Source organism: Litorilinea aerophila (assembly GCF_006569185.2).
GTDB classification, from domain to species: domain Bacteria; phylum Chloroflexota; class Anaerolineae; order Caldilineales; family Caldilineaceae; genus Litorilinea; species Litorilinea aerophila.
In genome coordinates this window covers 232,080-255,190 of the sequence record NZ_VIGC02000001.1, presented here as the reverse complement: position 1 = coordinate 255,190, position 23,111 = coordinate 232,080, and the positions used below count along the sequence as shown (strand labels likewise).

At 65.9% G+C, this 23,111-nt stretch carries 22 protein-coding genes; 10 read left to right on the top strand and 12 right to left on the bottom strand.

The features are described 5' to 3' along the window. Positions 1–138: 138 nt before the first annotated feature. Genes hypF through FKZ61_RS00950 form a run of 7 tightly spaced genes read left to right on the top strand, consistent with a single transcriptional unit; the run spans position 139 to position 6,479 of the window. Positions 139–2,553, top strand: a complete 2,415-nt coding sequence (hypF, locus tag FKZ61_RS00980) for a carbamoyltransferase HypF (protein ID WP_141608193.1) — start codon at positions 139–141, stop codon at positions 2,551–2,553. 2 nt (positions 2,554–2,555) lie between these two features. Further along, the gene (locus FKZ61_RS00975) at positions 2,556–2,789 is read left to right on the top strand and encodes a HypC/HybG/HupF family hydrogenase formation chaperone (protein WP_141608192.1); all 234 of its coding nucleotides are present in this window, start codon (positions 2,556–2,558) and stop codon (positions 2,787–2,789) included. 4 nt (positions 2,790–2,793) lie between these two features. Beyond that, positions 2,794–3,120 (top strand): HypC/HybG/HupF family hydrogenase formation chaperone, encoded by a 327-nt coding sequence (locus FKZ61_RS00970; RefSeq protein WP_141608191.1) that lies wholly within the window; start codon positions 2,794–2,796, stop codon positions 3,118–3,120. Next, on the top strand, positions 3,117–4,208 hold the full coding sequence (gene hypD, locus FKZ61_RS00965; RefSeq protein ID WP_141608190.1) for a hydrogenase formation protein HypD: 1,092 nt from the start codon (positions 3,117–3,119) through the stop codon (positions 4,206–4,208). The genes FKZ61_RS00970 and hypD overlap by 4 nt, the downstream gene beginning before the upstream one ends. Next, positions 4,205–5,275, top strand: a complete 1,071-nt coding sequence (gene hypE, locus FKZ61_RS00960) for a hydrogenase expression/formation protein HypE (RefSeq protein ID WP_141608189.1) — start codon at positions 4,205–4,207, stop codon at positions 5,273–5,275. The genes hypD and hypE overlap by 4 nt, the downstream gene beginning before the upstream one ends. 39 nt (positions 5,276–5,314) lie before the next feature. Next, positions 5,315–6,109 carry a HipA family kinase gene (locus tag FKZ61_RS00955; RefSeq protein WP_141608188.1) on the top strand — a complete coding sequence of 265 codons (795 nt, stop codon included), beginning with the start codon at positions 5,315–5,317 and terminating at the stop codon, positions 6,107–6,109. After that, positions 6,087–6,479, top strand: coding sequence for a DUF3037 domain-containing protein (locus FKZ61_RS00950; RefSeq protein WP_141608187.1), 393 nt, complete (start codon positions 6,087–6,089; stop codon positions 6,477–6,479). The genes FKZ61_RS00955 and FKZ61_RS00950 overlap by 23 nt, the downstream gene beginning before the upstream one ends. A gap of 53 nt (positions 6,480–6,532) precedes the next feature. Here FKZ61_RS00950 and FKZ61_RS00945 read toward each other — a convergent pair whose 3' ends face one another. Both FKZ61_RS00945 and FKZ61_RS00940 read right to left on the bottom strand, forming a co-directional pair. Next, positions 6,533–7,846, bottom strand: a complete 1,314-nt coding sequence (locus tag FKZ61_RS00945) for a DUF58 domain-containing protein (RefSeq protein WP_141608186.1) — start codon at positions 7,844–7,846, stop codon at positions 6,533–6,535. 41 nt (positions 7,847–7,887) lie between these two features. Then, positions 7,888–8,841: an AAA family ATPase gene (locus FKZ61_RS00940; protein WP_141608185.1), complete on the bottom strand. Its 954-nt coding sequence runs from the start codon at positions 8,839–8,841 to the stop codon at positions 7,888–7,890. A 690-nt stretch (positions 8,842–9,531) separates the two neighbouring features. Between FKZ61_RS00940 and FKZ61_RS00935 the strand changes: the two genes are divergently transcribed. Together FKZ61_RS00935 and FKZ61_RS00930 are read left to right on the top strand one after the other, a co-directional pair. Further along, positions 9,532–11,301, top strand: coding sequence for a dynamin family protein (locus tag FKZ61_RS00935; protein WP_170199026.1), 1,770 nt, complete (start codon positions 9,532–9,534; stop codon positions 11,299–11,301). Positions 11,302–11,312: 11 nt separating this feature from the next. Then, positions 11,313–11,888 carry a GNAT family N-acetyltransferase gene (locus FKZ61_RS00930; protein WP_141608183.1) on the top strand — a complete coding sequence of 192 codons (576 nt, stop codon included), beginning with the start codon at positions 11,313–11,315 and terminating at the stop codon, positions 11,886–11,888. Positions 11,889–11,912: 24 nt separating this feature from the next. On the opposite strand, the gene FKZ61_RS00925 is transcribed toward FKZ61_RS00930, so the two are convergent. Next, positions 11,913–12,740: an NAD-dependent epimerase/dehydratase family protein gene (locus FKZ61_RS00925; protein WP_141608182.1), complete on the bottom strand. Its 828-nt coding sequence runs from the start codon at positions 12,738–12,740 to the stop codon at positions 11,913–11,915. A gap of 49 nt (positions 12,741–12,789) precedes the next feature. Between FKZ61_RS00925 and FKZ61_RS00920 the strand changes: the two genes are divergently transcribed. Further along, positions 12,790–12,987, top strand: coding sequence for a hypothetical protein (locus FKZ61_RS00920; RefSeq protein WP_141608181.1), 198 nt, complete (start codon positions 12,790–12,792; stop codon positions 12,985–12,987). A gap of 139 nt (positions 12,988–13,126) precedes the next feature. Here FKZ61_RS00920 and FKZ61_RS00915 read toward each other — a convergent pair whose 3' ends face one another. From FKZ61_RS00915 to FKZ61_RS00875, 9 genes are all read right to left on the bottom strand, one after another. Then, positions 13,127–14,230, bottom strand: a complete 1,104-nt coding sequence (locus tag FKZ61_RS00915; RefSeq protein ID WP_211358344.1) for a sialidase family protein — start codon at positions 14,228–14,230, stop codon at positions 13,127–13,129. Positions 14,231–14,528: 298 nt separating this feature from the next. Further along, complete coding sequence (locus FKZ61_RS00910; RefSeq protein WP_141608179.1) at positions 14,529–15,557, bottom strand: Gfo/Idh/MocA family protein; 1,029 nt, start codon at positions 15,555–15,557, stop codon at positions 14,529–14,531. After that, the gene (locus FKZ61_RS00905) at positions 15,554–16,465 is read right to left on the bottom strand and encodes a sugar phosphate isomerase/epimerase family protein (protein ID WP_141608178.1); all 912 of its coding nucleotides are present in this window, start codon (positions 16,463–16,465) and stop codon (positions 15,554–15,556) included. Before FKZ61_RS00905 ends, FKZ61_RS00910 begins: the two co-directional genes overlap by 4 nt. 298 nt (positions 16,466–16,763) lie before the next feature. Continuing rightward, positions 16,764–17,771 (bottom strand): amidohydrolase family protein, encoded by a 1,008-nt coding sequence (locus tag FKZ61_RS00900; protein WP_141608177.1) that lies wholly within the window; start codon positions 17,769–17,771, stop codon positions 16,764–16,766. A gap of 13 nt (positions 17,772–17,784) precedes the next feature. Then, positions 17,785–18,630 (bottom strand): sugar phosphate isomerase/epimerase family protein, encoded by an 846-nt coding sequence (locus FKZ61_RS00895; protein ID WP_141608176.1) that lies wholly within the window; start codon positions 18,628–18,630, stop codon positions 17,785–17,787. A gap of 13 nt (positions 18,631–18,643) precedes the next feature. Then, complete coding sequence (locus FKZ61_RS00890; protein ID WP_141608175.1) at positions 18,644–19,516, bottom strand: carbohydrate ABC transporter permease; 873 nt, start codon at positions 19,514–19,516, stop codon at positions 18,644–18,646. Then, positions 19,513–20,481 (bottom strand): carbohydrate ABC transporter permease, encoded by a 969-nt coding sequence (locus FKZ61_RS00885; protein ID WP_141608174.1) that lies wholly within the window; start codon positions 20,479–20,481, stop codon positions 19,513–19,515. Before FKZ61_RS00885 ends, FKZ61_RS00890 begins: the two co-directional genes overlap by 4 nt. 10 nt (positions 20,482–20,491) lie before the next feature. Continuing rightward, positions 20,492–21,874 (bottom strand): ABC transporter substrate-binding protein, encoded by a 1,383-nt coding sequence (locus FKZ61_RS00880; RefSeq protein WP_141608173.1) that lies wholly within the window; start codon positions 21,872–21,874, stop codon positions 20,492–20,494. Between the two features lie 236 nt (positions 21,875–22,110). Further along, positions 22,111–22,914, bottom strand: coding sequence for an IclR family transcriptional regulator (locus FKZ61_RS00875; RefSeq protein ID WP_141608172.1), 804 nt, complete (start codon positions 22,912–22,914; stop codon positions 22,111–22,113). Positions 22,915–23,111 lie beyond the last annotated feature (197 nt).

Sequence of the window (23,111 nt, the reverse complement as noted above, 5' to 3'; positions counted from 1 at the left end):
CGGCAGCTGCGGAGCTGGTGGCATTTATCCAGCGGGTCTGTCCCATGGCGGAGGAGGCTTCCTGAAAGTAGCCTTCAGGCCGCCGGGGCATCCCCTCCAACGGGGCATGGGCCCCATCAGGACAAAGATGGCTGAGCCATGACCGAGCAGCGTCTGCGGGTGGAGATCCATGGGGCGGTGCAGGGCGTCGGCTTTCGCCCCTACGTGTATCGCCTGGCCGTGGCAATGGGCCTGCGCGGTTGGGTCATCAACGACACCCAGGGCGTGTTCATCGAAGTGGAAGGGAACCGGTCCACCCTGGAGGACTTCCTGGCACGCCTGTCGGCCGATAAGCCGCCACGGGCCCGGATCGACAGCCTGGACGCTGTCTGGCTGGCGCCCGTGGGCTATGGGGACTTCGAAATTCGCCACAGCCAGGAACAGGGCGTCAAGACGGTCCTGGTATTGCCGGACATCGCCACCTGCGCCGACTGTCTGGCCGAGGTGGCCGATCCTGCCGATCGGCGCTACCGCTATCCCTTCACCAACTGCACCAACTGTGGACCCCGGTTTACCATCATTCAGGCCCTTCCCTACGACCGGCCCCACACCACCATGGCCCATTTCGCCATGTGCCCCCAGTGCCGGGCCGAGTATGAAAACCCGCTGGATCGGCGCTTCCATGCCCAGCCCATCGCCTGCCCGGCCTGTGGCCCCCAGCTGGCCCTGTACGGCGCCTCGGCCGGGGCTGTCTTCGGGGACGTCTCCGGAGGCCGGCCCGGGACGACTGCCCGGGAAAGTGGCCGCTGGCCCCGGTCGGCGGGCGGATGGCACCTGATGGCGGAAGGGGAGGGTGCCCTGCGGAGTGCTGCGGACGCCCTGAAGGCGGGGGCCATCGTGGCGGTGAAAGGGCTCGGCGGCTTTCACCTGATGGTGGACGCCGGCAACCCCCAGGCCGTCGCCCGGCTGCGGGAACGCAAACCCCGGCGGGATAAACCCTTCGCCCTGATGGCCCGGGACCTGGACCAGGCGCGGACCCTTTGCCGGGTCTCTCCCCAGGCGGCCGAAGCCCTCACCGGCCCCGAGGCGCCCATCCTGCTTCTGCCCCGCCGCGCCGGGGCACCCGTGGCCGACAACGTGGCCCCCGGCAGCCCCAATCTGGGGGTGATGTTGCCCTACACACCCCTGCATCACCTGTTGCTGCAGGAGCTGGACTTTCCCGTGGTGGCCACCAGCGGTAACCTGACCGATGAGCCCATCTGCACCGACGAGTGGGAGGCCATGGAGCGCCTGGGCCATGTGGCCGGCTGCTTCCTGATTCATGACCGGCCCATCGCCCGCCACGTGGACGACAGCGTGGCCTGGATCCTGGACGGGGAGGTGCGCCTGCTTCGGCGAGCCCGGGGGTACGCTCCCCTGCCGGTGCGCATGGCCCGCCCGCTGCCCACCCTGTTAGGTGTGGGGGCCCATTTGAAGAACACCGTCGCCCTGAGCGTGGGCGAGCAGGTCTTCATCAGCCAGCACATCGGCGACCTGGAGACCGCCGAGGCCCTGGCCGCCTTCGAACGGGTCATCGCCGACTTCCTGCGCCTGTACGAAGCCAGGCCGGTGGCCATTGCCCACGACCTGCATCCTGACTACCTCTCCACCCGCTGGGCCCAACAGCAGCTGGAACAGAGCGGGCCGGGCGCAGGGCTGACCCTGATTCCGGTGCAACATCACCATGCCCACCTGGCTGCCTGCCTGGCCGAAAATCAGGCGGAAGGCCCAGCCCTGGGCGTGACCTGGGATGGCACCGGCTATGGGCCCGATGGTACCGTGTGGGGTGGGGAGTTTCTCCTGGGCGACGCCACCGGCTTTACCCGGGTGGCCCATTTGCGCCCCTTCCGCCTGCCGGGGGGCGAGGCGGCCATCCAGGAGCCCAGGCGGGTGGCCCTGGCGTTGCTGTGGGAACTCGATGGAGAGAGGGCACTGCTGCGGGAGGATCTGGTGCCGGTGCAGGCCCTGAGCCCCACCGAGCGCCGGGTGTTGGCCCAGATGCTCGACCGGGGCATCCACGCGCCGTGGACCACCAGCGCCGGCCGCCTCTTTGACGGCGTAGCCGCCTTGCTCGGCCTCCATCCCCGGGTGACCTTTGAAGGGCAGGCGGCCATGGCCCTGGAGTTTGTGGCCGATCCCGATGTGCGCGATGCCTATCCCGTGGCCCTGGTGGCGCAGCCCTGTGGCGACCCCTCGGCGAACCATGCTCCGTGGGCCGGGGTCTGGGACTGGGGCCCCCTGGTGGAGGCGCTGCTGGACGACCTGGCCCGGGGCACAGAGGTGGGCGTCATGGCGGCCCGTTTTCACAACGCTGCCGCGGCGGCCATCCTGGCCATTGCCCAGGCTGTGGGTGAGCCCCGGGTAGCTCTCACCGGGGGCTGTTTCCAGAACCGGCTGTTGACCGAGAGGGCAGTGGTACAGCTGCGACAGGCCGGTTTTCAGGTCCTGCTGCACCGTCAGGTTCCCCCCAACGATGGGGGCATCAGCCTGGGGCAGGTGGCAGTGGCCGCCGCACGCTGGGCCGGAGGAGGGTAGCCATGGGCATGCATTTTGTAACCGGCAGGGTGATGGCTCTCTACCAGGAGAACGGCCTCTCCATGGGCAAGGTCTGGGTGGATGGGGCTATCACCCGGATCTCACTGGACCTCCTCCCGGGGGTGGCGGTGGGCGACGTGGTGTTGATTCATGCCGGGGTGGCCCTGAGCAAGGTGGAGCCGTCGGCGCCATCCTCAACAGGCCAGCCAGCGAACCAAACGACAAGCGGGAGGTAAGATCATGTGTCTCGGTGTTCCGGGCCAGGTAGTACGAATCGAGGAATCCGCCCAGGGCATCCCCATGGGCAAGGTCAGTTTCGGCGGCATCACCAAGGACGTCTGCCTGGCCTATGTCCCCGATGCCCAGGTGGGGGATTTCGTGGTGGTCCACGTGGGCTTTGCCATCAGCAAGCTGGATGAAGAGGAGGCCAGGCAGGTTTTCGAGTTCCTGCGCCAGATGGAAGAGCTGGCCGAGCTGGAGATCCCCCAGCCCGAATATGCCTCCGAGGACGGACCACCGGCGGGAACAGACCCTGGCCATCCATCGGAAGAGGGGAAGCAGATATGAAATTTGTGGATGAATATCGCAATGAGGCGGACGCCCAAAAGCTGGTCCAGGCCATCCGCCGGGTGGTGACCCGCCCCTGGACCCTCATGGAGATCTGTGGGGGCCAGACCCATACCCTGATCAAGTTCGGCATTGACCACATGCTGCCGCCGGAGGTGACCCTGGTCCATGGCCCCGGCTGCCCGGTGTGCGTCACCCCGCTGGAACTGATCGACAAGGCCATGGCCATCGCCCGACGTCCAGAGGTCATTTTCACGTCCTTTGGGGATATGCTGCGGGTGCCGGGTTCCCAGGCGGACCTGCTCAGCGTCAAGGCGGAGGGGGGCGACGTGCGCATGGTCTATTCCCCCCTGGACGCCGTCAAGCTGGCCCAGAAGCACCCGGACCGGGAGGTGGTCTTCTTCGCCGTGGGCTTCGAGACCACCGCGCCCGCCAACGCCATGGCCGTCTGGCAGGCCAGGCAACTGGGGCTGACCAACTTCTCCATCCTCTGTTCCCATGTACTGGTGCCGCCGGCCATGGAGGCCATCCTGGGCTCACCCAGCAATCAGGTGCAGGGCTTTCTGGCGGCCGGCCACGTCTGCACGGTGATGGGCTACTGGGAATACGAGCCCATCGCCGAGAAATATCGGGTGCCCATTGTGGTGACCGGCTTCGAGCCGCTGGATCTGCTCCAGGGCATTTACATGACCCTCAAAGCCCTGGAAGAGGGCCGCTGGGGCGTGGAGAACCAGTACACCCGTTCCGTCTCGCGTTCGGGCAATGAGGTGGCCCAACGCCTTTTGCAGCAGGTTTTTCAGCCCTGTGACCGCCAGTGGCGCGGCATCGGCCTGATTCCCAACAGCGGCTACTGCCTGCGCCCGGAGTTCGCCGCCTTCGACGCCGAGAAGCGGTTCCAGGTGGAGGATGTCACCGCCCAGGAGTCGCCCCTGTGCATCGCGGGGCAGATCATGCAGGGGCTGAAGAAACCCCACGAGTGCAGCGTCTTCGGCACCCGGTGCACGCCGGAACATCCCCTGGGCGCCCCCATGGTCTCTTCCGAAGGCGCCTGCGCCGCCTACTACCAGTATGGGAGGGTCACCGTATGACGGCAGACACACACCCCGATTTTCTGGCCAATCTCCAGTGCCCCATCCCCATCAGCGACTACCCCGCGGTCTCCCTGGCCCACGGCGGCGGCGGACGGCTGATGCAAATGCTCATTGAGAAGATGTTCCTGCCCGCCTTTGCCAACCCGACCCTGGAGCTCCTCCACGATGGCGCAGTGCTGGCCGTGAACGGCGCGCGGCTGGCCTTCTCCACCGATTCCTTTGTGGTCAGTCCCCTCTTCTTCCCTGGCGGTGACATCGGTTCGCTGGCTGTGCACGGCACAGTCAACGACCTGGCCATGTGTGGCGCCCGGCCCCTGGCCCTCTCCATGGGCTTCATCCTGGAGGAAGGGCTGCCCATGGAGGAGCTCTGGCGGGTGGTGCAATCCATCCAACAGGCGGCCCAGGCTGTGGGCGTGCCCATCGCCACCGGGGATACCAAGGTGGTGGACCGGGGGAAGGGCGACGGTATTTTCATCAACACCACGGGGATTGGGCTGATCCCGGCGGGGGTGGAGATTTCGCCCCGGCGGGCGCAGCCTGGAGACGTGGTGTTGATCAGTGGGGCCATCGCCGTCCATGGCATTGCCATCATGTCCGTGCGGGAGGGGCTGGAGTTCGAGACCGCGCTGGAGAGCGACAGCGCGCCCCTGCACGAATTGGTCGCGCAGATCCTGGAGGCGGGCCAGGATCGGATCCACGTGTTGCGGGATCCCACCCGGGGCGGCGTGGCCAGCGCCCTGAACGAAATTGCCGCCGGGGCTCGGGTGGGCATCCGCCTGGAGGAAAGCCGCATCCCCATCTGGGAAGAAGTCCGGGGCGCCTGTGAGATTCTGGGGCTGGATCCCCTCTACGTGGCCAACGAGGGGAAGTGCCTGGCCATCGTGGCCCCGGACGTGGCCGAAGAGGTGCTGGCGGCCATGCGGGAGCATCCCCTGGGCCGGGAGGCCGCCATCATCGGCCAGGTGGTGGCAGAGCACCCGGGCAAGGTGTTCCTGCGCAGCCGCATCGGCGGCATGCGGGTGGTGGACATGCTCAGCGGCGAGCAGTTGCCGCGCATCTGTTGAACGAGGGCTACGGAACAGATGCGTCCTAAGGAGGAAACCATGTCCACCCCAACCCTGCGCACGGTGATGGCGACCCGCTACATCCAGCCCCTGCGGGAGGGCGGTTCCTTGCCTGCCCTGGTGGAGGCCGACGACGGTGAGCTCTATGTCATGAAGTTCCGGGGAGCCGGCCAGGGGGTGCGCGCCCTGATCGCGGAATTGGTGGCCGGGGAGATCGCCCGCCTGTTGGGGCTGCGGGTGCCGGAGATTGTGTTCATCCACCTGGAGCCGGGCTTCGGCCGTTCGGAGCCAGATCCCGAGATCCAGGATCTGCTGCAGGCCAGCTATGGCCTCAACCTGGGCATGCGCTATCTACCCAGCGCCTTCGCTTTCAACCAGCTGCTGAAGCCACCCCCGTCCACGGAACTGGCATCGGCGATCGTCTGGTTCGACGCCCTGGTGACCAACGTGGATCGGACGCCCCGCAACGTCAACCTGCTCATCTGGCAGAAACAGCTCTGGCTCATCGACCACGGGGCTTCCCTCTACTTCCACCACGACTGGAACAACTATCTGGAGCGCAGCCAGACGCCCTTCCCCCTGATCCGCCAGCATACGCTGCTGCCCTTTGCCGCCAGCATCCCAGAGGCGGATGCCCGGCTGCGCCCCATCCTGACCGAGGAGCGGCTGTTGGCCATCCTCTCCCTGATTCCGGAGGAATGGTTGGGGGACGAGCCCCAGTTCCGCTCCCCGGCGGAGCATCGGCACGCCTATCTGGCCTACCTGATGAGCCGGCTCAACGCATCCACCCGTTTCGTGGAGGAGGCCGTCCATGCCCACGCTCAGCTCCTATGACTACGCCTTCATCCGCGTGGTGCCCCGCCTGGAACGGGACGAATTTCTGACCGTGGGCGTGATCCTCTTCTGCCGCACCCGTCGCTTTCTGGGCGCCTGCATCGAGCTGGACCGGGCGCGGCTGCGGGCCATGGCCCCCGATCTGGATGCGGATGAAGTCCAGGCCCACCTGGATCTGATCCTCCGTATCTGTGCTGGCGAGGGGCCCATCGGCGCGCTGGGGCAGGCGGAGAGTTTCCACTGGTTGGTGGCGCCCCACAACACCGTCATTCAGACCTCGCCGGTTCACTGTGGCCTGTGCCACGACCCGGCCCAGGCGCTGGAGGCGCTCATGGCCCGGTGGGTGCGGCGCGAGCACCGTCCTACCTGAATTCACCAGCGGGAAGGAATGGCCATCCCGGGTACATCCCGGGCCGTCCGGATTCAAATCTGGTCGATGAGTCGCTGTTGACGGGGGGCGTAGTAGTGGGTGCCGCTGCTCAGCACGTGGGCAATAGGGTCGTCCCGCTGGATTCGATAGGTGGAGATGCCGGCGGCCTCCAGCTCGCTGAGCAGTTCCCCATAGCTGGTTTCCCGACCAAATGAAGATCCATCGATCACCACAGCCACGCTGTTGACGCCCCGGCGCTGGATGTGCTGCAACGCCACGGCCCAGTCTGGGCTGGGGTCCGCGCTGACGGCCAGCACCGTGTCATGGCGGTTGAGGCGAATGCCGTCGCTGGCGATGAGGTGGGCAAAGGGCATGTTGCCGCCTGCAGATACGACGGCCAGGGCCTCCAGGATCTTGTTGAGCTGCCGTTCTCCCCGGTCCGGCTGGAGATAGTGCCGGGTTCGCCCCTGGCAGCTCAGCCCCACAGCTCGATTGCGCATGAGGAAATAGCGGGCCAGGCTGGCCACCACCGTGATGCTGTATTCGGTGGTCACCGGCGGCAACTCCGGCTGCTCGGCCCGTCGCCTGCGGCTGTGGAGGGCGAAGATGGGCGGCTCGGGCGGTTCGGGCGTCCACGGCAGCCCTACCTCCGTATTCCGGTGCAGATCCAGAAAGAGCCAGATGTCCGCGGTGGGATCCAGCTCGAACTCCTTGGCCATGAGGCGGCGGGCCCGGGCGGTGGTGGGCCAGTGGATGCGGTTGAAGCTGTCGCCCGCCACATACTCCCGGACGCCGGCCACGTTGGTGGTGATCTGGTTGGTGCGCCGGTAGCGGGCTTCGCCGCCGGAGAGGTTGGCCACCGACGGCTCGAACGAGGCCAGGTCGACGGTCAGGGGATAGACAATGAGGTAGCTGGTGGTCTCGATGGGTTGGACCACGTGGAAGATGCCCAGGGGATCGCCGCTGTGCAGCTCCATGGGGCCCAGGCGAAAACGTCCCCGTTGGGTGCAGAGGGTTTTCACCTGCCAGCGCTGGCTGCTGCCCCGGCCCAGGTTGCTGACCACCCGGCTGGCTTCGTGCCAGGGCAGGGTGGAGTAATCCTTGACCTCCAGCCAGAGCTTGGGCCAGCGGCTGCGGTTGGTGATCTCGAACTGCTCTTCCGCATACTGACCCACCTGGCTGCGGCGGGCCCGGGTCACCCGGCGCAGGGTGATGGCCCGCAGGCTATGCCAGGCCCAGGCGGCGCTGAAGAGCAGGACGCTGGACAGCAGGTAGGCCAGGTTATAGGCCAGCTCCCGGCCGCTGTTGAAGGCCAGCACCCAGGCCACGATGGTGGCAATGATCAGGAAAATCGCGCGCGACGACATGATCTACCCAGACAGGGCCGGTAGGGTCACCATCGGTGCCATTATCGAACTCGGGCCCGGGCACCGGGCACCGGTGTGTGGCGCAGGGCGTCCTCGATCACCTGGCGGGGCGTGACGTTTTTGATGCGAGCCGATGGGCTGATGATCAGGCGATGGGCCAGGGTCGCCTCGGCCAGCCGCTTGACGTCATCCGGCAAAACAAAGTCCCGACCTTCCAGGGCAGCCCAGGCCCGGGCAGCCATGAACAGGGCCAGGCTCCCCCGGGGACTGGCCCCCAGGTAGACGTCCGGATGATCCCGGGTGGTGGTCACCAGGTCGACGATGTAGGCTTTGACCAGGTCATCCACGTAGACCTCGCGGATGGCTTGTTGAGCCTCCAGCAGCTCGTCGGCGGAGACCACCTGTTCCAGATCCTGGATGGGGTGATGGTCCGTCTGGCGGGTCAGCACGTCGATTTCGTGGTTCCGGTTGGGGTAACCCAGCCGGATGCGCATCATGAAGCGGTCCACCTGGGCTTCAGGCAGGGGGAAGGTCCCTTCGTACTCGATGGGGTTTTGGGTGGCCAGGACCATGAACGGCCGCTCCATGGGGTAGGTCTGGCCGTCAACGGTGACCTGGCGTTCCTCCATGGCTTCCAGTAGCGCCGACTGGGTCTTGGGGGTGGCCCGGTTGATCTCGTCGGTGAGGACGATCTGGGCCATGATGGGGCCGGGCCGGAACTCAAACTCCATGGTTTTTTGGTTAAAAATACTGACGCCGGTCACATCGCTGGGGAGCATGTCCGGCGTAAACTGGATCCGGCGGAACGAACAGCCGATACTTCGGGCGATGGAGCGCGCCAGCATGGTCTTGCCCACGCCCGGCACGTCCTCGATAAGGAGGTGACCTTCGCAAAGGAGGCTGACCAGCGTCAGGCGGATCTCCTCGTCTTTGCCCACGATCACCTTTTGAACATTGCGTAATACGCGGTCACCGATGGTTTGTACAATCTGCATCCTGGTACCCTATGGCAAAGTGGATCACTGTATCTTTAAGCTTCAATATCCAAATGGGCGCCCCTGTTGACGCCCAGCCGCGCTGAATTTTCACTGCTGGATTTTCACAATAGAGGATTTTTCACCAAATTGGTGTACGCTCTCGTACATAGTGGGCAAACTGGGCCGGGATCGCGCCCGGCCAGGGTAACCCCGGGCAGGAACTGCCCACAAGCTGCTGGTACAGGTGGAGTGCCGGCGGCGGGTTCGATGTCAGTGGGCAAGGTGTACCCCAATGGGCCATACCGCTGTGCAGCCGTGGCCTTGCCGCCAGCCAACCTGATGTTCGCAACGGAGCAGCCAATGATTTCAGGGGGAACTGGGGGCTGGCTGGAACGGCTTACCATAACAATACCGTATTTATCGCCGGTAGGCAAACTCCTGTGCTACAATGGTGTTGTGAGTTCCGGAGCAGCAAGAGGCGCAACGAAGGGCGAACTCATGCGTATTCCCTTGCAGGGGGTCGGCCCATGTCGCGCCGTCCAGACGTCTAGCCGGAGTCGCCGGCCAGCCGGGTAGTAAATCCCGGCAGAAATTCGCCGATAGTGCTCACCAGAGGGAGCGCGCCCAGAGGGACCCGGAATTTCTGCCGTGGTATTTACGCCAGACTGTAGTAGAGGCTGGCGCTCCAGTCCAGGGTGGAGAACGGCTTTGCAGCGGATATTGAACCAGGAATACGACCAGTTGATCCGGCGGGAGCGCGCGCTGTTGGAAAACCTGCGCGTCCTGCTGGCCCGCATTGACGCGCCCGACGAGGATCTGGACCTCCTGAAACGCAGCCTCCAGCAACTGGAAGAGCTCTTCCTGCTGGTGGTCGTGGGCGAGTTCAACGCCGGCAAGACGGCGTTCATCAACGCTTTGTTGGGCAAACGCCTGTTGGAGGAAGGCGTCACGCCCACCACCAGCCGCATCCATCTGCTGCGCTACGGCGATCCCCCCGGACAGGAGCCTTCGGGCGACGATTACCTGATCGTCCACGTGCCGGTGGAATGGCTGCGGGAGATCAACGTGGTGGACACGCCGGGCACCAATGCCGTCATCCAGCGCCACCAACAGATCACCGAGCACTTCATCCCCCGCAGCGACCTGGTGCTCTTCGTCACCAGCGCCGACCGCCCCTTCAGCGAGAGCGAGCGGCTCTTCCTGGAGCGGATCCGCCAGTGGGGCAAGAAGGTGGTCATCGTCGTCAACAAGATCGACCTGATCGAGGAGCCGGCCGACCGGGAGCAGATCCTGGCCTTCGTCCGGGAAAATGCCCGGGAACTGTTGGGGACAGAGCCCGAGATCTTTGCCGTCAGTGCCAGGCTGGCCCTCCAGGCCCGGAATGGCGCCGACGCTCCCGACCCCCGGCTCTGGCAGGCCAGCCAGTTCGGCCCGTTGGAGGAGTACATCCTGCGGCGCCTGGATGCCGGCGAGCGGCTACGCCTGAAGCTGGAAAACCCCATCGGCGTCGCCGCACACCTCATCGACCGCTACAGCGAGCTGGTACGCCGGCGCCAGGAGCTCCTCCGGGGCGATTTTGAAACGCTGGATGTCATCGAAGAGCAACTGGCCGCCTACCAGGAGGACATGCGCCGGGATTTCAAGTACCAGTCCAGCCGGGTGGACAATGTGCTGTACGCCATGGCGGAACGGGGCGACCGCTTCTTCGACGAAACCCTGCGGCTGGGCCGCATCCTGGATTTGGTGAATGCCGAAAAGGTCCGGGGCGAGTTCGAGCGCCAGGTGGTGGGCGACACTAGCCGGGAGATCGAGCGCCACGTCAACGAGCTGATCGACTGGCTGGTGGACCGGGACTACCGCCAGTGGCGGGACATCATGGAGTACCTCAACCGCCGCGCCACCCAGCACGCGGATCGTATTGTGGGGCAGATGGGCAGCGATTTTGAGTTCAACCGACAGGCCATGATCGCCAGCGTGGGTCGGGCTGCCCAACAGGTGGTGGAAGGCTACGACCGGGAAGCCGAGTCCCTCAAGCTGGCCCAGGAGGTGCAACGAGCCATCATCCAGACGGCCGCGGTGGAGGCCGGGGCTCTCGGGTTGGGCGCGCTCCTGGTGGCTCTGCTCCAGACCACCCTGCTGGACATCACCGGCATCCTGGGGGCCAGCGCGGTGGCGGCCCTGGGCCTCTATGTCCTGCCCTACCGTCGCTCCAAGGTGAAGGCGGCCCTGCGGGAGCGCATCAACGAGCTGCGGGCCCAGTTGAACGCCGCCCTTACCCGCCAGTTCGAGGATGAACTGGGGCGCAGCGTCCAGCGCATCCGGGAGGCCATCGCCCCCTACACCCGCTTCGTGCGGGTCGAGCGGGAAAAACTGGAACGCCTGGAGCGGGACCTGCAGGCGGCCCGTCAAGAACTGGCCGAGATCCGGCGGCTGCTCCAGGCTGCGGCGCCGGCTTCCGCTTCGTCAGCACCCCGTTGAGCCCTGGAACCATGGCTGACAAGCGCATCACCCCATCGCCCATTTCCCTCCTCCCCCTGAGCCTGGAGCACCATGCAGCGGCGTTGCAGCAGGTCTACCGGGCCACGCCAGGATACTGGCAGATGTATGGGTTGCCCAGCAGCCCTGCCGGCCAGGCCGAGCACGACCTGCGGGAGGCGGCGGAGATGCCCGACCGCTATCTGCTGGGGATCGTCCGCCGCCTGGTGGCCGACGATCCCCAGGCCGGGGGCGAGCTCATCGGGCTGGTGGATTTTCGTCTCCACTGGCCCCGCCCGAAGACGGTCTACCTGGGCATGATCATGGTGGCCGAGCCCTATCAGCGCCAGGGCATTGGCACCCAGGCATGGCTGCTGCTGCGGCCCTGGCTGGTAGAGACGGCCCACATGAGCCGGGCCCGGGTAGGCGTTGCCCAGTTTAACATCCCCGCTTTGAAGTTTTTCCAAAGCCTGGGATTCACCCTCACCGGCGAGAGCAACCGTATCCGCTCGGGTACCAAATGGGTGCGCCTGCTCTACATGGAGCAGGCGCTGGAGGAAGAAAGCGGGGGAGAGTCAGGGGGCCTGTAGGCTGGTCCTTCAGGAATCGGCCCTTCAAGAATCGGTGTGCCAGCGGTATTTCGGCTGCCAGCCGAGCACGGCTTTGGCCCGGCTATTGTCCACCAGCGCCTTGAACGGATTCTCCTCGTATTCTGCCCCACCCCGCCAGGGCACATCCGGATGTAGCCGGGCTGCTATCTCCCGGCTGGGCGTGTCCGAGTTGATGTCATCCGCGCAAAGCAGCAAGGTCACGTGGCCTGGATCCGGACAGGTGAGGCCACAGACAGCCGCGGCGGCCACATCCCGCACATCGCAGAAGGCGCCGTATTCCCAGATGGGCCGCCACTCGTTTTCCGGGTTTTCCTGACGACGGGCCCGCACCCACTGGTAGGTCTGGGGCATCCAGACGGCAGGCGGCCGCAGGCAGATGGTGGCGATGCCAGTCTCCGCGGTGAAATGGCGGCACATCTCTTCGGCCAGCCGCTTGGCGATCCCGTAGGGACTGCCGGGTCGGGCCGGATGGTCGTCGTCGATGGGGAAGTAGTCCGGCGGTTTCTGGCCCATGAAGATGCCCAGGGCGTTGACGCTGCTGAAGTAGACGACCCGGTCCATGCCCGCTTCCCGGGCAGCCATGAGCACATGCCAGGTGCCCTGGAGGCCAATGGCCATGGTCTCGTCGGGATCATCGTCTGGGCGGCCCAACAGGGAGGCCAGGTGGATGGCGGCGTCGCAGCCTCGGGCGGCAGCCCGCACGGCCTGGCCGTCCAGGATGTCCTGCCCGTCGGCCCGGTCATAGCCCACTACCTGGTGGCCGGCTGCTTCCAACTGGGCCATAATTTCTGAACCAATTCGGCCCCGATGGCCGGTGACAAAGACGCGCATGGGTGGATTGCTCCTTTGCTGTGTGAGCTGCTGTGTGGGTGGTTGATGCATGCAGCCTTCAGTGTATGCCCAGGGCCGTCGGGGCGCAAAATATGCCTGGTTCTACTGTCCAGCGGCGGTCACGGGCCATGAGACCGTCTACGAATGGCGCTGTACCGATGGCAGCCCCACCATCGTCCGCCAGGTCCTGGAGGTGGACGAAGAGGGCTACCCGGTGAACTTCTGGTACGAAATCCAGCCGAACTGACCGGCTCCAGCAGCTTTGTGGCGCTGACTACGAACGGGCGACGTGGAAATTTCCACGTCGCCCGTTTTTTACAGGGCCGAGCCCAGGCGCCAAAGCGTTCCCCGTGCCCCACCGATCCTTTTGGCGCAACAGAGCGCGTTTAGATTCGCCACAAGGTGGCGGCGATGTAGCGCTCCTGATCTGGCCTGTCGTTCCAGTAGTAGACCGTCACCAGGGTGCCGTCCGGCCGCTGGACCGTGCGCGGGTAGCCGATGTCGTGGTTGCCGGCGCCGCTGCGCAAGGTGATGGCCGGCCCCCAACTGCGCCCCCCGTCCTCGCTGAGGACCGCCTGCATGGCGAAGGGGGGGGTGCGGAAGCCGTAGGTCAGGCAGAGGTGCGTCCCGGCGGCTTCCCCCTGGAGCAGGGTCAGGGTGGGCGGGTTGCCACCGCGCCCGGCATCTGGCACCGGCGTGCTCAACCGATGCCAGCTGACGCCGTCATCGTCGGACGCGTACAGGTCGATCCAGCAGTGGGGCGAGGTGGTGGTGCTGGACCCTTCGCTGCAGCGCACCGCGGTCAGGATGCGGCCCGAGGGGAGGCGCACACTGGCCGGCATGATGGTGTAGCCCTTCGGCTCGGGCGTCACCCACGAAACGAAGGAGAAGGTGCGGCCGCCGTCCGTGGTGCGGGCACAGAAGACCCGTCCCTCCTGGCCGTCGGGCTTGGCTGCGGTTAGAAAGAGGGTGCAGCGCTCGGGGCCGTCCACCAGATAGTCGGTGCGGGCGGCGATGCCGGTCTGGCCGAAGTCGGGCAGCCAGTAGGGTCCCTGCCAGCTTCGGCAACGGTCGTACGAGATGTAGAACCAGGAGCGGGCGCCGGCCCGCAGGCCGGTGCGGGCGCACATGAGCGCAAAGTCCGGATGGGTGAATTGGATGCCGCCGGGGCAGTCCACGGGTGCGTCCGGCCCATCCAGGGCGTTGGCCACCCAGAGGTCCGGGTTCATGTGTTCGTCGGCCGACAGCCCCCGCCCCCCTGGCGTAGTCCCTGGGAACGGCTGCACCGTCCATGTCGCGCCGCCGTCCAGGCTGCGGGCCTGCAGGGGGTCGAAGGGCCGATCCCGGTCCCGCGCGTGGAAGTGGGCGCTCTCCTGGTAGTAGCCCCGGGTGAAGCCCACCACAATTTCATCACCCCAATGCCAGATGCCGTAGTTGGCCGGCCAGCCGGCGTAACGGCCCGCTTCCCGGTATACGGTCACGTGTTCCATGGTTTTCTCCTGGGTAAGCATGGTTGTGCAAATCGGTAGGACCACATTTCACCGTGGTACGTCCATCGGCCCGATGACGAAGCATGGAGATGCCTCGCTGGGGCAGGAAATCCGTTGGAAACGGATTCAAGCCGGGTGCCATCTGCCCCGTGGAGTGCGTTTCAACGCACTTGGGGAGTGTCAGCCGATGATTGAAATCATCGGCCCAAGGCCGGCCACGGGCTCATGGCAGCGCTACCCCCTCTGCTCTTTGACAGGGGGGTCAAGACCCGGTCGGATGGGAATCCAGCCCCATGGCTCATGGGCCCTGGAGGAAAGCCTCCAGGGGGATGGGCTGGCCCGTCTCCGCGGAACGCTGGCAGGCCAGGGTAACGGCCAGGGTGCGCAGCGCGTCGTCGTAGGGGCTGCGGATGCCGGCCTGGTTCCCAGTGCCCACGGCCTGGATGAAGGTGCGGTTCATCTCCAGGTTGTCGTCCACCTGGGACTGAATCTCCTCGCTTTCGCCGTCGGCGTGGCGGATCACGGTGCGGCTCTCGTTGACGCTGAGGACCATCTCCCGGGCCACCACATGGACCAGGTGGGGCGGAAAGACGGCCGCGCCCGCCGGCGCCGCACAGGAGTTGCCGATGATGCCCGGCGCGCCGTTGACGAAACGGACGGTGCAGGCGTTGACGTCGAAGATATCCAGGTTGGGCACCTCCCGAGAAAGCTGGATCCCGCCCACGGCGTAGACGTGCTCGATTTCGCCGCACAGGTAACGCATGAGATCCACCGCGTGGGTGTGCTGCTCGGTGAGCATGCCGCCGGACTGGGCCTGGACCCGCCACCAGGGCTGGCCGGGCAGGCCGCTCAGGCGGATGGAGATGACCATGCCGATGTCGACGCCGTGCAGCCGTCCCACCGCGTGCTGGACGGCCGGGCTGTAGCGCTTCTGGTAGCCCACGGCGTTGACGATGCTCTGCTCCCGGATGTGGGCGGCAATTTCCCGGGCCAGGCCCATGTCCAGGGCGATGGGCTTTTCGATGAGCATGGGACGCCCGTAGTCGATGAGGTCATGGTCGATCTGGCCGTGGGCAAAGGGCGGCAGGCAGAGGTAGAGGCAGTCCGGCGTCACGGCGTCCAGCATGGCCCGGTAGTCGGTGAAGATGGCCGCCTGGATGGGCCGCGATCCCGGCGGGCGGCGGTCGTTGGCCCGGGCCTGGGCGGCCTGGGCCCGGGCCGGATCCAGGTCTACCAGGGCGGCAATCTCCACCTCTTCCATCTGGCTGAGCGCGGTCATGTGGGAGACGGAACGCTGGCCGGCGCCGATCAGGGCAACGCGGATCATGCTGTGCCTCCCTTCGGAAGCTGGCCGAGGAGGGCCTGGAGGCTGGCGAAGGTCTGGCGGGTATTCTCGGCCCGGTCCTGGCCTTCGGGGTGCCAGTGGGTTTCGATGGTGTAGGTCTCCACTGGTTCCTGGGCCAGCAGGGCCAGCTGTTGGGGCCAGTTGGTGCCGCCAGCGCCGATGCGCGCCCACGCGGTGAGGCCGGTGGCCTCGTCCACCACCACCGCGTCCTTGCAGTGGACATCCACGATGTGGCCACGGACGGCCTGGAAGCCCTGGGCCGGGTCCTCGCCGGCCACGAAGGCGTTGGCCGGGTCCCAGATGATCTTCAAGTTGGGATGGTCCACGGCATCCAGCACCCGGCGCAGGTTGCCGCCGGTGTTGGCGTAGAGGGAACGGGCATTTTCCAGCGCCAGGGTCAGCCCTTCTTGCGCCACCCGCTGGCAGGCGATGCGCAGCCCCTTGGCGATCTTGGCCAGGGTCTCCTCATCCACGCCGCCGCCGTCCGGCGAACGGGGCGAGGGGTTGGCGCCGCCCACATCCCGGGTGAAGCCGAAGGTGCGGATGTAGGGGGCCTGCAGCCGGTGGGCGAGCTGGATGAAACGCTCGAGCTTGACCAGGTGGGCCTGGAAGCGGGGATGCTCCTCCAGGGTGGCCAGCTCCACATCGGCCAGGGAGAAGGGGCGGAAGAGCAGGCCACAGATCAGGTGGGTGCCCAGGCCATGTTCCTCCAGGATCTGGGCCACCTGCTCCACTTCCTCGTCGCTGAGCTCGTCCACATTTTTGCCCCACAGGGTGTGGATCTCCACATAGCTCATGCCCAGCTCCCGGGCCACCTGGCAGGCCCGGGCAAAGTCCTGGTCGATCTCGTCGGTGATCACACCGAAGCGATAGGGTTTGGTCGATGTCATAGGGATCCTTCCCGGTTGTGGTTGTACTTTCTTGGCATTGTTGTACAGCCCGGCAGAAATAGGCCAATGGATGCGGAATGGTGCGTAGTACGTAGGTCACGAATCCTTGCGTGACAGAGGTACAGGGACCCCTGTCCGGCCAGGAGGCCGGACCTACGACGTGGTGCGTGACCCCGTTTACGCGTCAATGTGTAGGACGGGCCTCCTGGCCCGTCGAGGGGGGCTAGCTCTGCGGGAATCCCGGCGTCCGTGTGGGTCCGGCGAAACCGTGCGGCCGGAGGCCACGTCTACGGCTGAATTATCCCCTGTCCCCCAGCCCGAAGAGCGTGGCCGCGGTGCCCCCGCAGATCTGGGCCTTTTCCTCGTCGGAGAGGTAGGGGTTGTCAGTGACCTCGGCTACCGGGTTGGCCGGCCCCATGTCGAAGGGGTAGTCGCTGCCGATGAGCACATGGTCCGCGCCCACCAGATCCACCAGGAAGCGCAGGGTGCGGGGCTGGAAGGTGATGCAGTCGAAGTAGAGCTGGCGCATGTAGGTGCTGGGCGGCCGGGGAATGGCTGCGGTGCATTCCCGGGTGCGCACCCGGTAGCCATGATCCATGCGCCCGTGGATGTAGGGGAAGACGCCGCCGGCATGGGCGAAGATGAGCTTGAGGTTGGGCCAGCGCTCCAGGACGCCCCCGTAGATGAGGGTGGCGATGGCCAGGCCGGTCTCGCTCACCATGCCCAGCAGGTTGTGCAGGTAGTAGTCCTGCATGCGTTCTTCGCCGGCCGGAATGTAGGGGTGGACGAAGATGGGCACGTCCAGTTCGGCCAGGGTGGCGAAGAGGGGCGCGAAGTCCGGGTGATCCAGATGCTTGCCGTTGACGTGGGAGCCGATCTGAAAGCCGGCCAGGCCCAGCTGATGGATGGCCCGCCGCGCCTCCCGCACAGAAGCCTCCACATCCTGCAGGGGCAGGGTGGCCAGGCCCACGAAGCGGTCCGGATGGGCGCGCACCCGTTGGGCGATGCTCTCGTTCATGCTGGCGGCCAGCTCCACCGCAGCGGCCGGATCGGCCCAGTAGGAGAGGGTAGGCGGCGCGGCCGAGATGGCCGCCATCTCCATGCCCACCGCGTCCATGTCCTGCAGCATCTGCTCCGCGGTGTAGAAGTCCGGCGTCAGCGGGTGGTCGAAGTTGCCCGCGCAGACCAGGTGTTCCTGACCATCGGCCCGCCGCTGGATGGAAGCCTGAAAGGAATTGCCCGGCTGGCGGGCAATGTCGAGGAACGCCTGGGGAAAGAAGTGGCAGTGAATGTCAAAGGTTAACATGTTATGATCTTCATCATTCGGTTTGTATCTGTCGGCGCAGGAAGGCCAGGCTCTCCTGGGCCAGGGCTTCCGGGCTTTCGGCCAGGGGTCGCCAGATGCAGGTGGCGCCGGCCAGCTCCGGGATAACAGCGTTGAAGGACTCCACCACCACCCAGCCCCCGTAGTCGATTTCTGCCAGCGCGCGGAACACTTCCGCCCACGCCACCTGGCCCGTGCCCACCGTCCCCCGGTCGTTTTCGCTGGCGTGGAAGTGGTACAGGCGGGGGCCGGCCAGGCGGATGGCCGCGGGCGTGGACTTTTCTTCGATGTGCATGTGGAAGGTGTCCAGCAGGAGGCCCACCGCCGGGTGGTCCACCTCCGCCACCAGGCGTACGCCATCGGCGACGGTGTTGAGAAAGAAGGTCTCGAAGCGATTGAGGGGCTCGAAAGCCAGGCGCACGCCCAGCTCTCCGGCCACGTCGCCCACGGCCCGCAGGGCCTGGACCGCGTTCTCCCATTCGGACGCGGTGTAGCCCCGGCCCCGCAGGGCGCCCACCGGCACGGCCAGGGGACCGCAGAGCACCGACGCCCCCAGCGCGGCCGCACAGCGCACCACCCCCTGCAGCCAGGCCACGCTTTCGGCGCGGCGGGGCGAGTCGATGAGGCTGACCTCCGCCGGCAGCGCGGTGGAGGCGGTACAGCGGAGGCCGGCTGCCTCCACCCCGGCCCGGACCCGGCTGGGGTCCAGGGCATCCGGCGCGAAGATGGGGATCTCCACGCCGTCGTAGCCCATCTTCCGGATGGCCGGCAGCAGGGCCAGCTCGGCCTCCCCTACCTGGCCACCCCACACCATGAGATGCACACCCAGGCCTGTGATCATGGACAACTCCTCTTCATCCCTTGAGCCCTGTCAACACGATCCCCTCCACAAAGGCCCGTTGGGCCAGGAAATAGACCACCACCACCGGCAGCACCATGAAGGTCGCCATCACCATGACGTAGTGGGTCCAGTCCAGGCCGCCCTCGAAGTACTGGAGGGCGTTCAGGCCCAGGGCCAGGGTGTACAGGTCCCGCTTCTGCAGATAGATCAGGGGCGCCAGGAAATCGTTCCAGTTGTGCAGGAAGGCGAGGACCACCACTACCGTCAGCGCGGGGCGAGCCAGGGGCAGGATGATGGTGAAGAAGATGCGGGGCCGGCTGGCCCCGTCGATGCGGGCTGCGTCCTCCAGCTCCATGGGGATGGTGCGGAAGAACTGGCGCAACAGGAAGATGGTGATGGGGCCGCCGAACCAGGCCGGCACGATCAGGGGCAGGAAGGTCCCCACCCAGCCCAGCTTGGTGAACAGGATGTAGACCGGGATCATGGTGGCGGCAAAGGGCAACATCACCGTGGACAGGATGATGCTGAAGACCAGGTCCCGCCCTTTGAAGCGCAGGCGGGCGAAGCTGTAGGCGGCCATGGAGGAGCTGATGACGATGCCCAGGGTGGCAAAGAAGGTGATGATCATCGTGTTCAGGGTGTAGCGGAAGACCGGCACCACCTGGAACACCTCGGCGTAGTTCTCCCAGCGGGGTGGATCGGGGATCCACTTGGGCGGGAAGACGTAGATCTCGTACGGCGCCTTGAGGGACGACGAGATGAGCCAGAAGAAGGGCATGAGCATCAGCACGCCGCCCCCCATGAGGACCAGGTGGGTGAAGGCCCGGCCCAGGAAGCGGGGCCAGGGGGCCCTCGCCGGCCGTCGCGACAGGGATCCGGCACTCATTCCCCCCCTCCTTCCGTCTCGTAGTAGACCCAATGCTTCTGGGAATAGAAGAGCAGCCAGGTCAGCAGCATGATGACCACGAAGAGTACCCAGGCCATGGCCGAGGCGTAGCCGTTGCGGAAGTAGCCGAAGGCGTTACGGAACATGTAGAGCACATAGAAGAGCGCGGCGTTGTCCGGCCCGGCCGAGGAGGCCGAAGGCTGGGTCACGAAGAGGACGTAGGCCACGCCGAAGACCTGGAAGCTGCTGATCACGTTGACGATGAGCTGGTAGAAGATGATGGACGACGTCATGGGAATGGTGATGTGGCGGAAGCGGGCCCAGCTGTTGGCGCCGTCCACCTCGGCAGCCTCGTAGAGGCTGCGGGGCACGCCGGTGATGGCCGCCAGGAAGATGAGCACCGTGTTGCCCAGGCCCCACAGGCTGATGAAGACGATGGACGGGATGATCCAGTCCGGGTCGGTCAGCCAGCGGGGCGCGGGCAACCCCAGCACCTTCAGAGGATAGTTGATGGGGCCGAACTCGGGGTTCAGGCCCCATCGCCAGATGACCGCGCTGGCCACCACCGGCACCACCGAGGGCAGGTACCAGATGGTGCGGTAGAGGGCGATGCCCCGGATGTTCCGGCTCATCAACAGGGCGATGGCATAGGCCGTGACCAGGGCACTGGGCACGAAGAGGATCACGTACTTCAGGGTCACCTGGACCGACTTGAACCAGAGGTCGTCGGAGAGGAGACGCTGGTAGTTGTCCAGCCCGATCCAGCGGGGCGGCGTGATGATCTCATAGCGGGTGAAGCTGAGCACCAGGCTGGCCAGGACCGGCCCCAGGTGAAACAGCAGGAATCCCAGCACCGCAGGGGTGATGAAGAGCCAGCCGAACAGGGTTTCCTCGAAGTTCAGCCGCTGCCAGAAGCGCCGCCGCGGGGCCGAGGCCGCTGTGCCGGAAACTGCTTGGGTCTGCATGGGGATATCCTTACGGCATTTCGCCTGTCTGCAGGATGTGCTCCGAGCCCTGGCGCACCTCGGTGGCCACGTCCTCCCAGCGCACCTGGCCCAGCCACAACTGATCCAGGTACGGTCCCCAGAAGTCGATCAGGGTCTGGTACCAGCCGCCGTAGTAGGAGCCGATGGTGTCGCCCGGCCAGCGGAAGGTCTCCTGGTTTTCGAAGGCGTCATAGAAGACCTGGCGATATTCCTTGGCCGGCGGCGCCTCGTTGTTCAGGAAATCCTCCCGCAGGTCCTTGCGGATGGGCTGCTGCATGCCCATGTCCACCAGGATCTTCTCCCCTTCCCGGCTGCAGCAGGCAAAGAAGACGAAGTCGTACGCCTCCTGGGGGTGCTCCGTCTGGCGGTAGATGCAGAGGGGCGAGTAGTGGCCGTAGGAGACCCGGGTCTTGCTGTAGGGAACCTGGAAGGTGCCCCAGTTGATGCCCGCCTGGTTGATCCGCCCCAACAGCCAGACGCCGATGTGCTGCATGGCCACCGTCTGGGCCTGGAGGCTCACCTCGCCGGCGGCTTCATAGGCGGGCGACGGGCTGACGAAGTGTTTGAGGCCCAGGTCCGCCAGCCAGTTCATGGCCTCGATGAACTCGGGCGTGTCCATGGGCATGGTGCCGTCCGCGGCGATGATCTCCGCGTTGTTGGACCAGATGTAGGTCGGGCGGCCGTGGCCTGTGTCGGCCATCAGGCCGTATTGCTTGACCCGGGCGGGGTCGAAGCCCGGATCGTTGGGCGTGTTGCCGTCCAGGTCGAAGGTGAGCTGCTTGGCCAGCTCGATGATTTCGTCCCAGGTCATCCAGCGTTGGGGATCGGGGTACTCCAGGCCGACCTGGTCGAACAGGTCCATGTTGAAGGCCATGCACATGGCGCCGCTGTCCCAGGGCAACCCCCAGCGGGCGCCGTCGTAGGTCTGGGCGATCCAGACGTTTTCCACGTAGTCGTCTTCGTTGAAGTTCGGGTCTGCCTCCAGGAAGGGTTCCAGGTTGAGGGTGAGCCCTTTGCGGGTCAGGGGGCCGGTGGTCCGGTTGGCGTCAAACCAGATGTCCGGCGCCGTGCCGGAGGAGACCATGAGCAGGAGCTGTTCCTGATGGTTGGCGCCGGCCACGGCGTTGATCTCGAATTCGATCTCCGGGTGGCTTTCCCGGTACAGGGACATCTGCTTGTTCATCACGTCTTCGATGAACTGGCCACCCCGGTTGAAGAAGCTGAGTTTGACCGTCTCGCCGGCCGGGGCGCCGGCCTGGCCGGCTTCGCCGGAGCCCGTGGGTTGGACCGCGCAGGCGGCCAGGGCGGTCATGGTGGCGGTGCTGGCGGCCATCTGCAGGAAGCGCCGACGGCTCAGGTGGGTTGCAGCCATGGTGGTTCTCTCCTTTGTACGTGAAAACTTTTGTACGTGAAACGTTGGGTGCTGATGGAATTCGGGTGTACGTGCCATTTCCAGCAAGCATTCAGGGGGAGCGCAGGGTGAATCGAATCTGGTGGGCCTCCTTTCCTCGGGCCTTGGGGCGTCGATGCCCGATTTTTACTCTCGACAGGTTGGATCGGAGAACGTATGTTCCGGACGGCTGAACGATAAACGGAGCTGCCGAAAACTCAGGCACCCAGGGGGCCGTGGTTGGTGTGGATCATAGCGCTGCGGGAGGGCAGATAGCCCTGGTAGCGGCCGATTTCCTGGGCCACGTAGAGGACCCGGGCCGCCAGGTCAGGCAGCCGCTCCCCCAGGATGGCCGGATCCGTGCCGGAGACGCTGCAAGCCGCGATCACCTGGCCCCGGCGGTCGAAGATAGGCGCCCCCACGCAGTAGTTGTGGGCTTCATGCTCGCCCCGGTCCAGTGCGAAGCCCCGCTGCCGGGTCTCGGCCAGCTCCTGCAGCAGCGCCTCCGGGTCGGTCAGGGTGCGGTCGGTGAAGCGGGGCAGGCCCACCTCCCGGATGATCGCCCGGACCTGTGCTTCGGGCAGGGCGCTGAGCATGGCCTTGCCCACCGAGGTGCAATGCAGGTGGGCCCGGTCGCCCACCGCGGTGCGGGCCCGCAGCCGGGCCGACGACTCCACCGCGTAGATGTACAGGGCGAAGGTGCCGTCCAGCACGGCCAGATAGACCGACTCCCGGGCGGTTTCGGCCAGCTCCCGCAGGAGGGGCGCGGCCACATCCCGCAGCTCCACGTTGATGCGCACGGCCTGGGTCAGCGCGATGATCGCCGGCCCCAGGGCATAACGTCCGTCCTCCTGCTGTTCGATGAAATGGCGTGCAGCCAGGGTGTTGACCAGGTTGTGGGCCGTGCTTTTGGGCAGGTTCAGGCGCCGGCTGATCTCGCCCAGGGAGAGGCGGGGTTCATCCGGGCTGAAAAGATGCAGGATGTCGATGGCCTTGAGAACAGACTGGATGACGGTGCCCATGGGTTGAGCCCTTGCTGCCGGGACGGAACCGGATGGGGGAGCAAATGAAATTCCAGTATATGGAAAGGGATTCCATTCATCATCATACCTGGTTTTGCAGATCCCGTCAACCCCTTTTTTGGGGCCCGGACACGCCCCCGATTGGGCATCTTTTCGGCCTTCTGCTGGCGTCCGGGGCCTCCTTGAACCCCCATGGC

What these genes read in the sequence shown, in the direction of transcription:
- FKZ61_RS00940 (WP_141608185.1), bottom strand. Translation starts at nt 8,841, where the DNA reads ATGCAGATTGTACAAACCATCGGTGACCGCGTATTACGCAATGTTCAA.
- FKZ61_RS00945 (WP_141608186.1), bottom strand. Translation starts at nt 7,846, where the DNA reads ATGTCGTCGCGCGCGATTTTCCTGATCATTGCCACCATCGTGGCCTGG.
- FKZ61_RS00925 (WP_141608182.1), bottom strand. Translation starts at nt 12,740, where the DNA reads ATGCGCGTCTTTGTCACCGGCCATCGGGGCCGAATTGGTTCAGAAATT.
- hypF (WP_141608193.1), top strand. Translation starts at nt 139, where the DNA reads ATGACCGAGCAGCGTCTGCGGGTGGAGATCCATGGGGCGGTGCAGGGC.
- FKZ61_RS00905 (WP_141608178.1), bottom strand. Translation starts at nt 16,465, where the DNA reads ATGACATCGACCAAACCCTATCGCTTCGGTGTGATCACCGACGAGATC.
- FKZ61_RS00875 (WP_141608172.1), bottom strand. Translation starts at nt 22,914, where the DNA reads ATGGGCACCGTCATCCAGTCTGTTCTCAAGGCCATCGACATCCTGCAT.
- hypE (WP_141608189.1), top strand. Translation starts at nt 4,205, where the DNA reads ATGACGGCAGACACACACCCCGATTTTCTGGCCAATCTCCAGTGCCCC.
- hypD (WP_141608190.1), top strand. Translation starts at nt 3,117, where the DNA reads ATGAAATTTGTGGATGAATATCGCAATGAGGCGGACGCCCAAAAGCTG.
- FKZ61_RS00955 (WP_141608188.1), top strand. Translation starts at nt 5,315, where the DNA reads ATGTCCACCCCAACCCTGCGCACGGTGATGGCGACCCGCTACATCCAG.
- FKZ61_RS00920 (WP_141608181.1), top strand. Translation starts at nt 12,790, where the DNA reads ATGCAGCCTTCAGTGTATGCCCAGGGCCGTCGGGGCGCAAAATATGCC.
- FKZ61_RS00885 (WP_141608174.1), bottom strand. Translation starts at nt 20,481, where the DNA reads ATGCAGACCCAAGCAGTTTCCGGCACAGCGGCCTCGGCCCCGCGGCGG.
- FKZ61_RS00975 (WP_141608192.1), top strand. Translation starts at nt 2,556, where the DNA reads ATGGGCATGCATTTTGTAACCGGCAGGGTGATGGCTCTCTACCAGGAG.
- FKZ61_RS00950 (WP_141608187.1), top strand. Translation starts at nt 6,087, where the DNA reads ATGCCCACGCTCAGCTCCTATGACTACGCCTTCATCCGCGTGGTGCCC.
- FKZ61_RS00895 (WP_141608176.1), bottom strand. Translation starts at nt 18,630, where the DNA reads ATGATCACAGGCCTGGGTGTGCATCTCATGGTGTGGGGTGGCCAGGTA.
- FKZ61_RS00890 (WP_141608175.1), bottom strand. Translation starts at nt 19,516, where the DNA reads ATGAGTGCCGGATCCCTGTCGCGACGGCCGGCGAGGGCCCCCTGGCCC.
- FKZ61_RS00910 (WP_141608179.1), bottom strand. Translation starts at nt 15,557, where the DNA reads ATGATCCGCGTTGCCCTGATCGGCGCCGGCCAGCGTTCCGTCTCCCAC.
- FKZ61_RS00900 (WP_141608177.1), bottom strand. Translation starts at nt 17,771, where the DNA reads ATGTTAACCTTTGACATTCACTGCCACTTCTTTCCCCAGGCGTTCCTC.
- FKZ61_RS00880 (WP_141608173.1), bottom strand. Translation starts at nt 21,874, where the DNA reads ATGGCTGCAACCCACCTGAGCCGTCGGCGCTTCCTGCAGATGGCCGCC.
- FKZ61_RS00915 (WP_211358344.1), bottom strand. Translation starts at nt 14,230, where the DNA reads ATGGAACACGTGACCGTATACCGGGAAGCGGGCCGTTACGCCGGCTGG.
- FKZ61_RS00970 (WP_141608191.1), top strand. Translation starts at nt 2,794, where the DNA reads ATGTGTCTCGGTGTTCCGGGCCAGGTAGTACGAATCGAGGAATCCGCC.
- FKZ61_RS00930 (WP_141608183.1), top strand. Translation starts at nt 11,313, where the DNA reads ATGGCTGACAAGCGCATCACCCCATCGCCCATTTCCCTCCTCCCCCTG.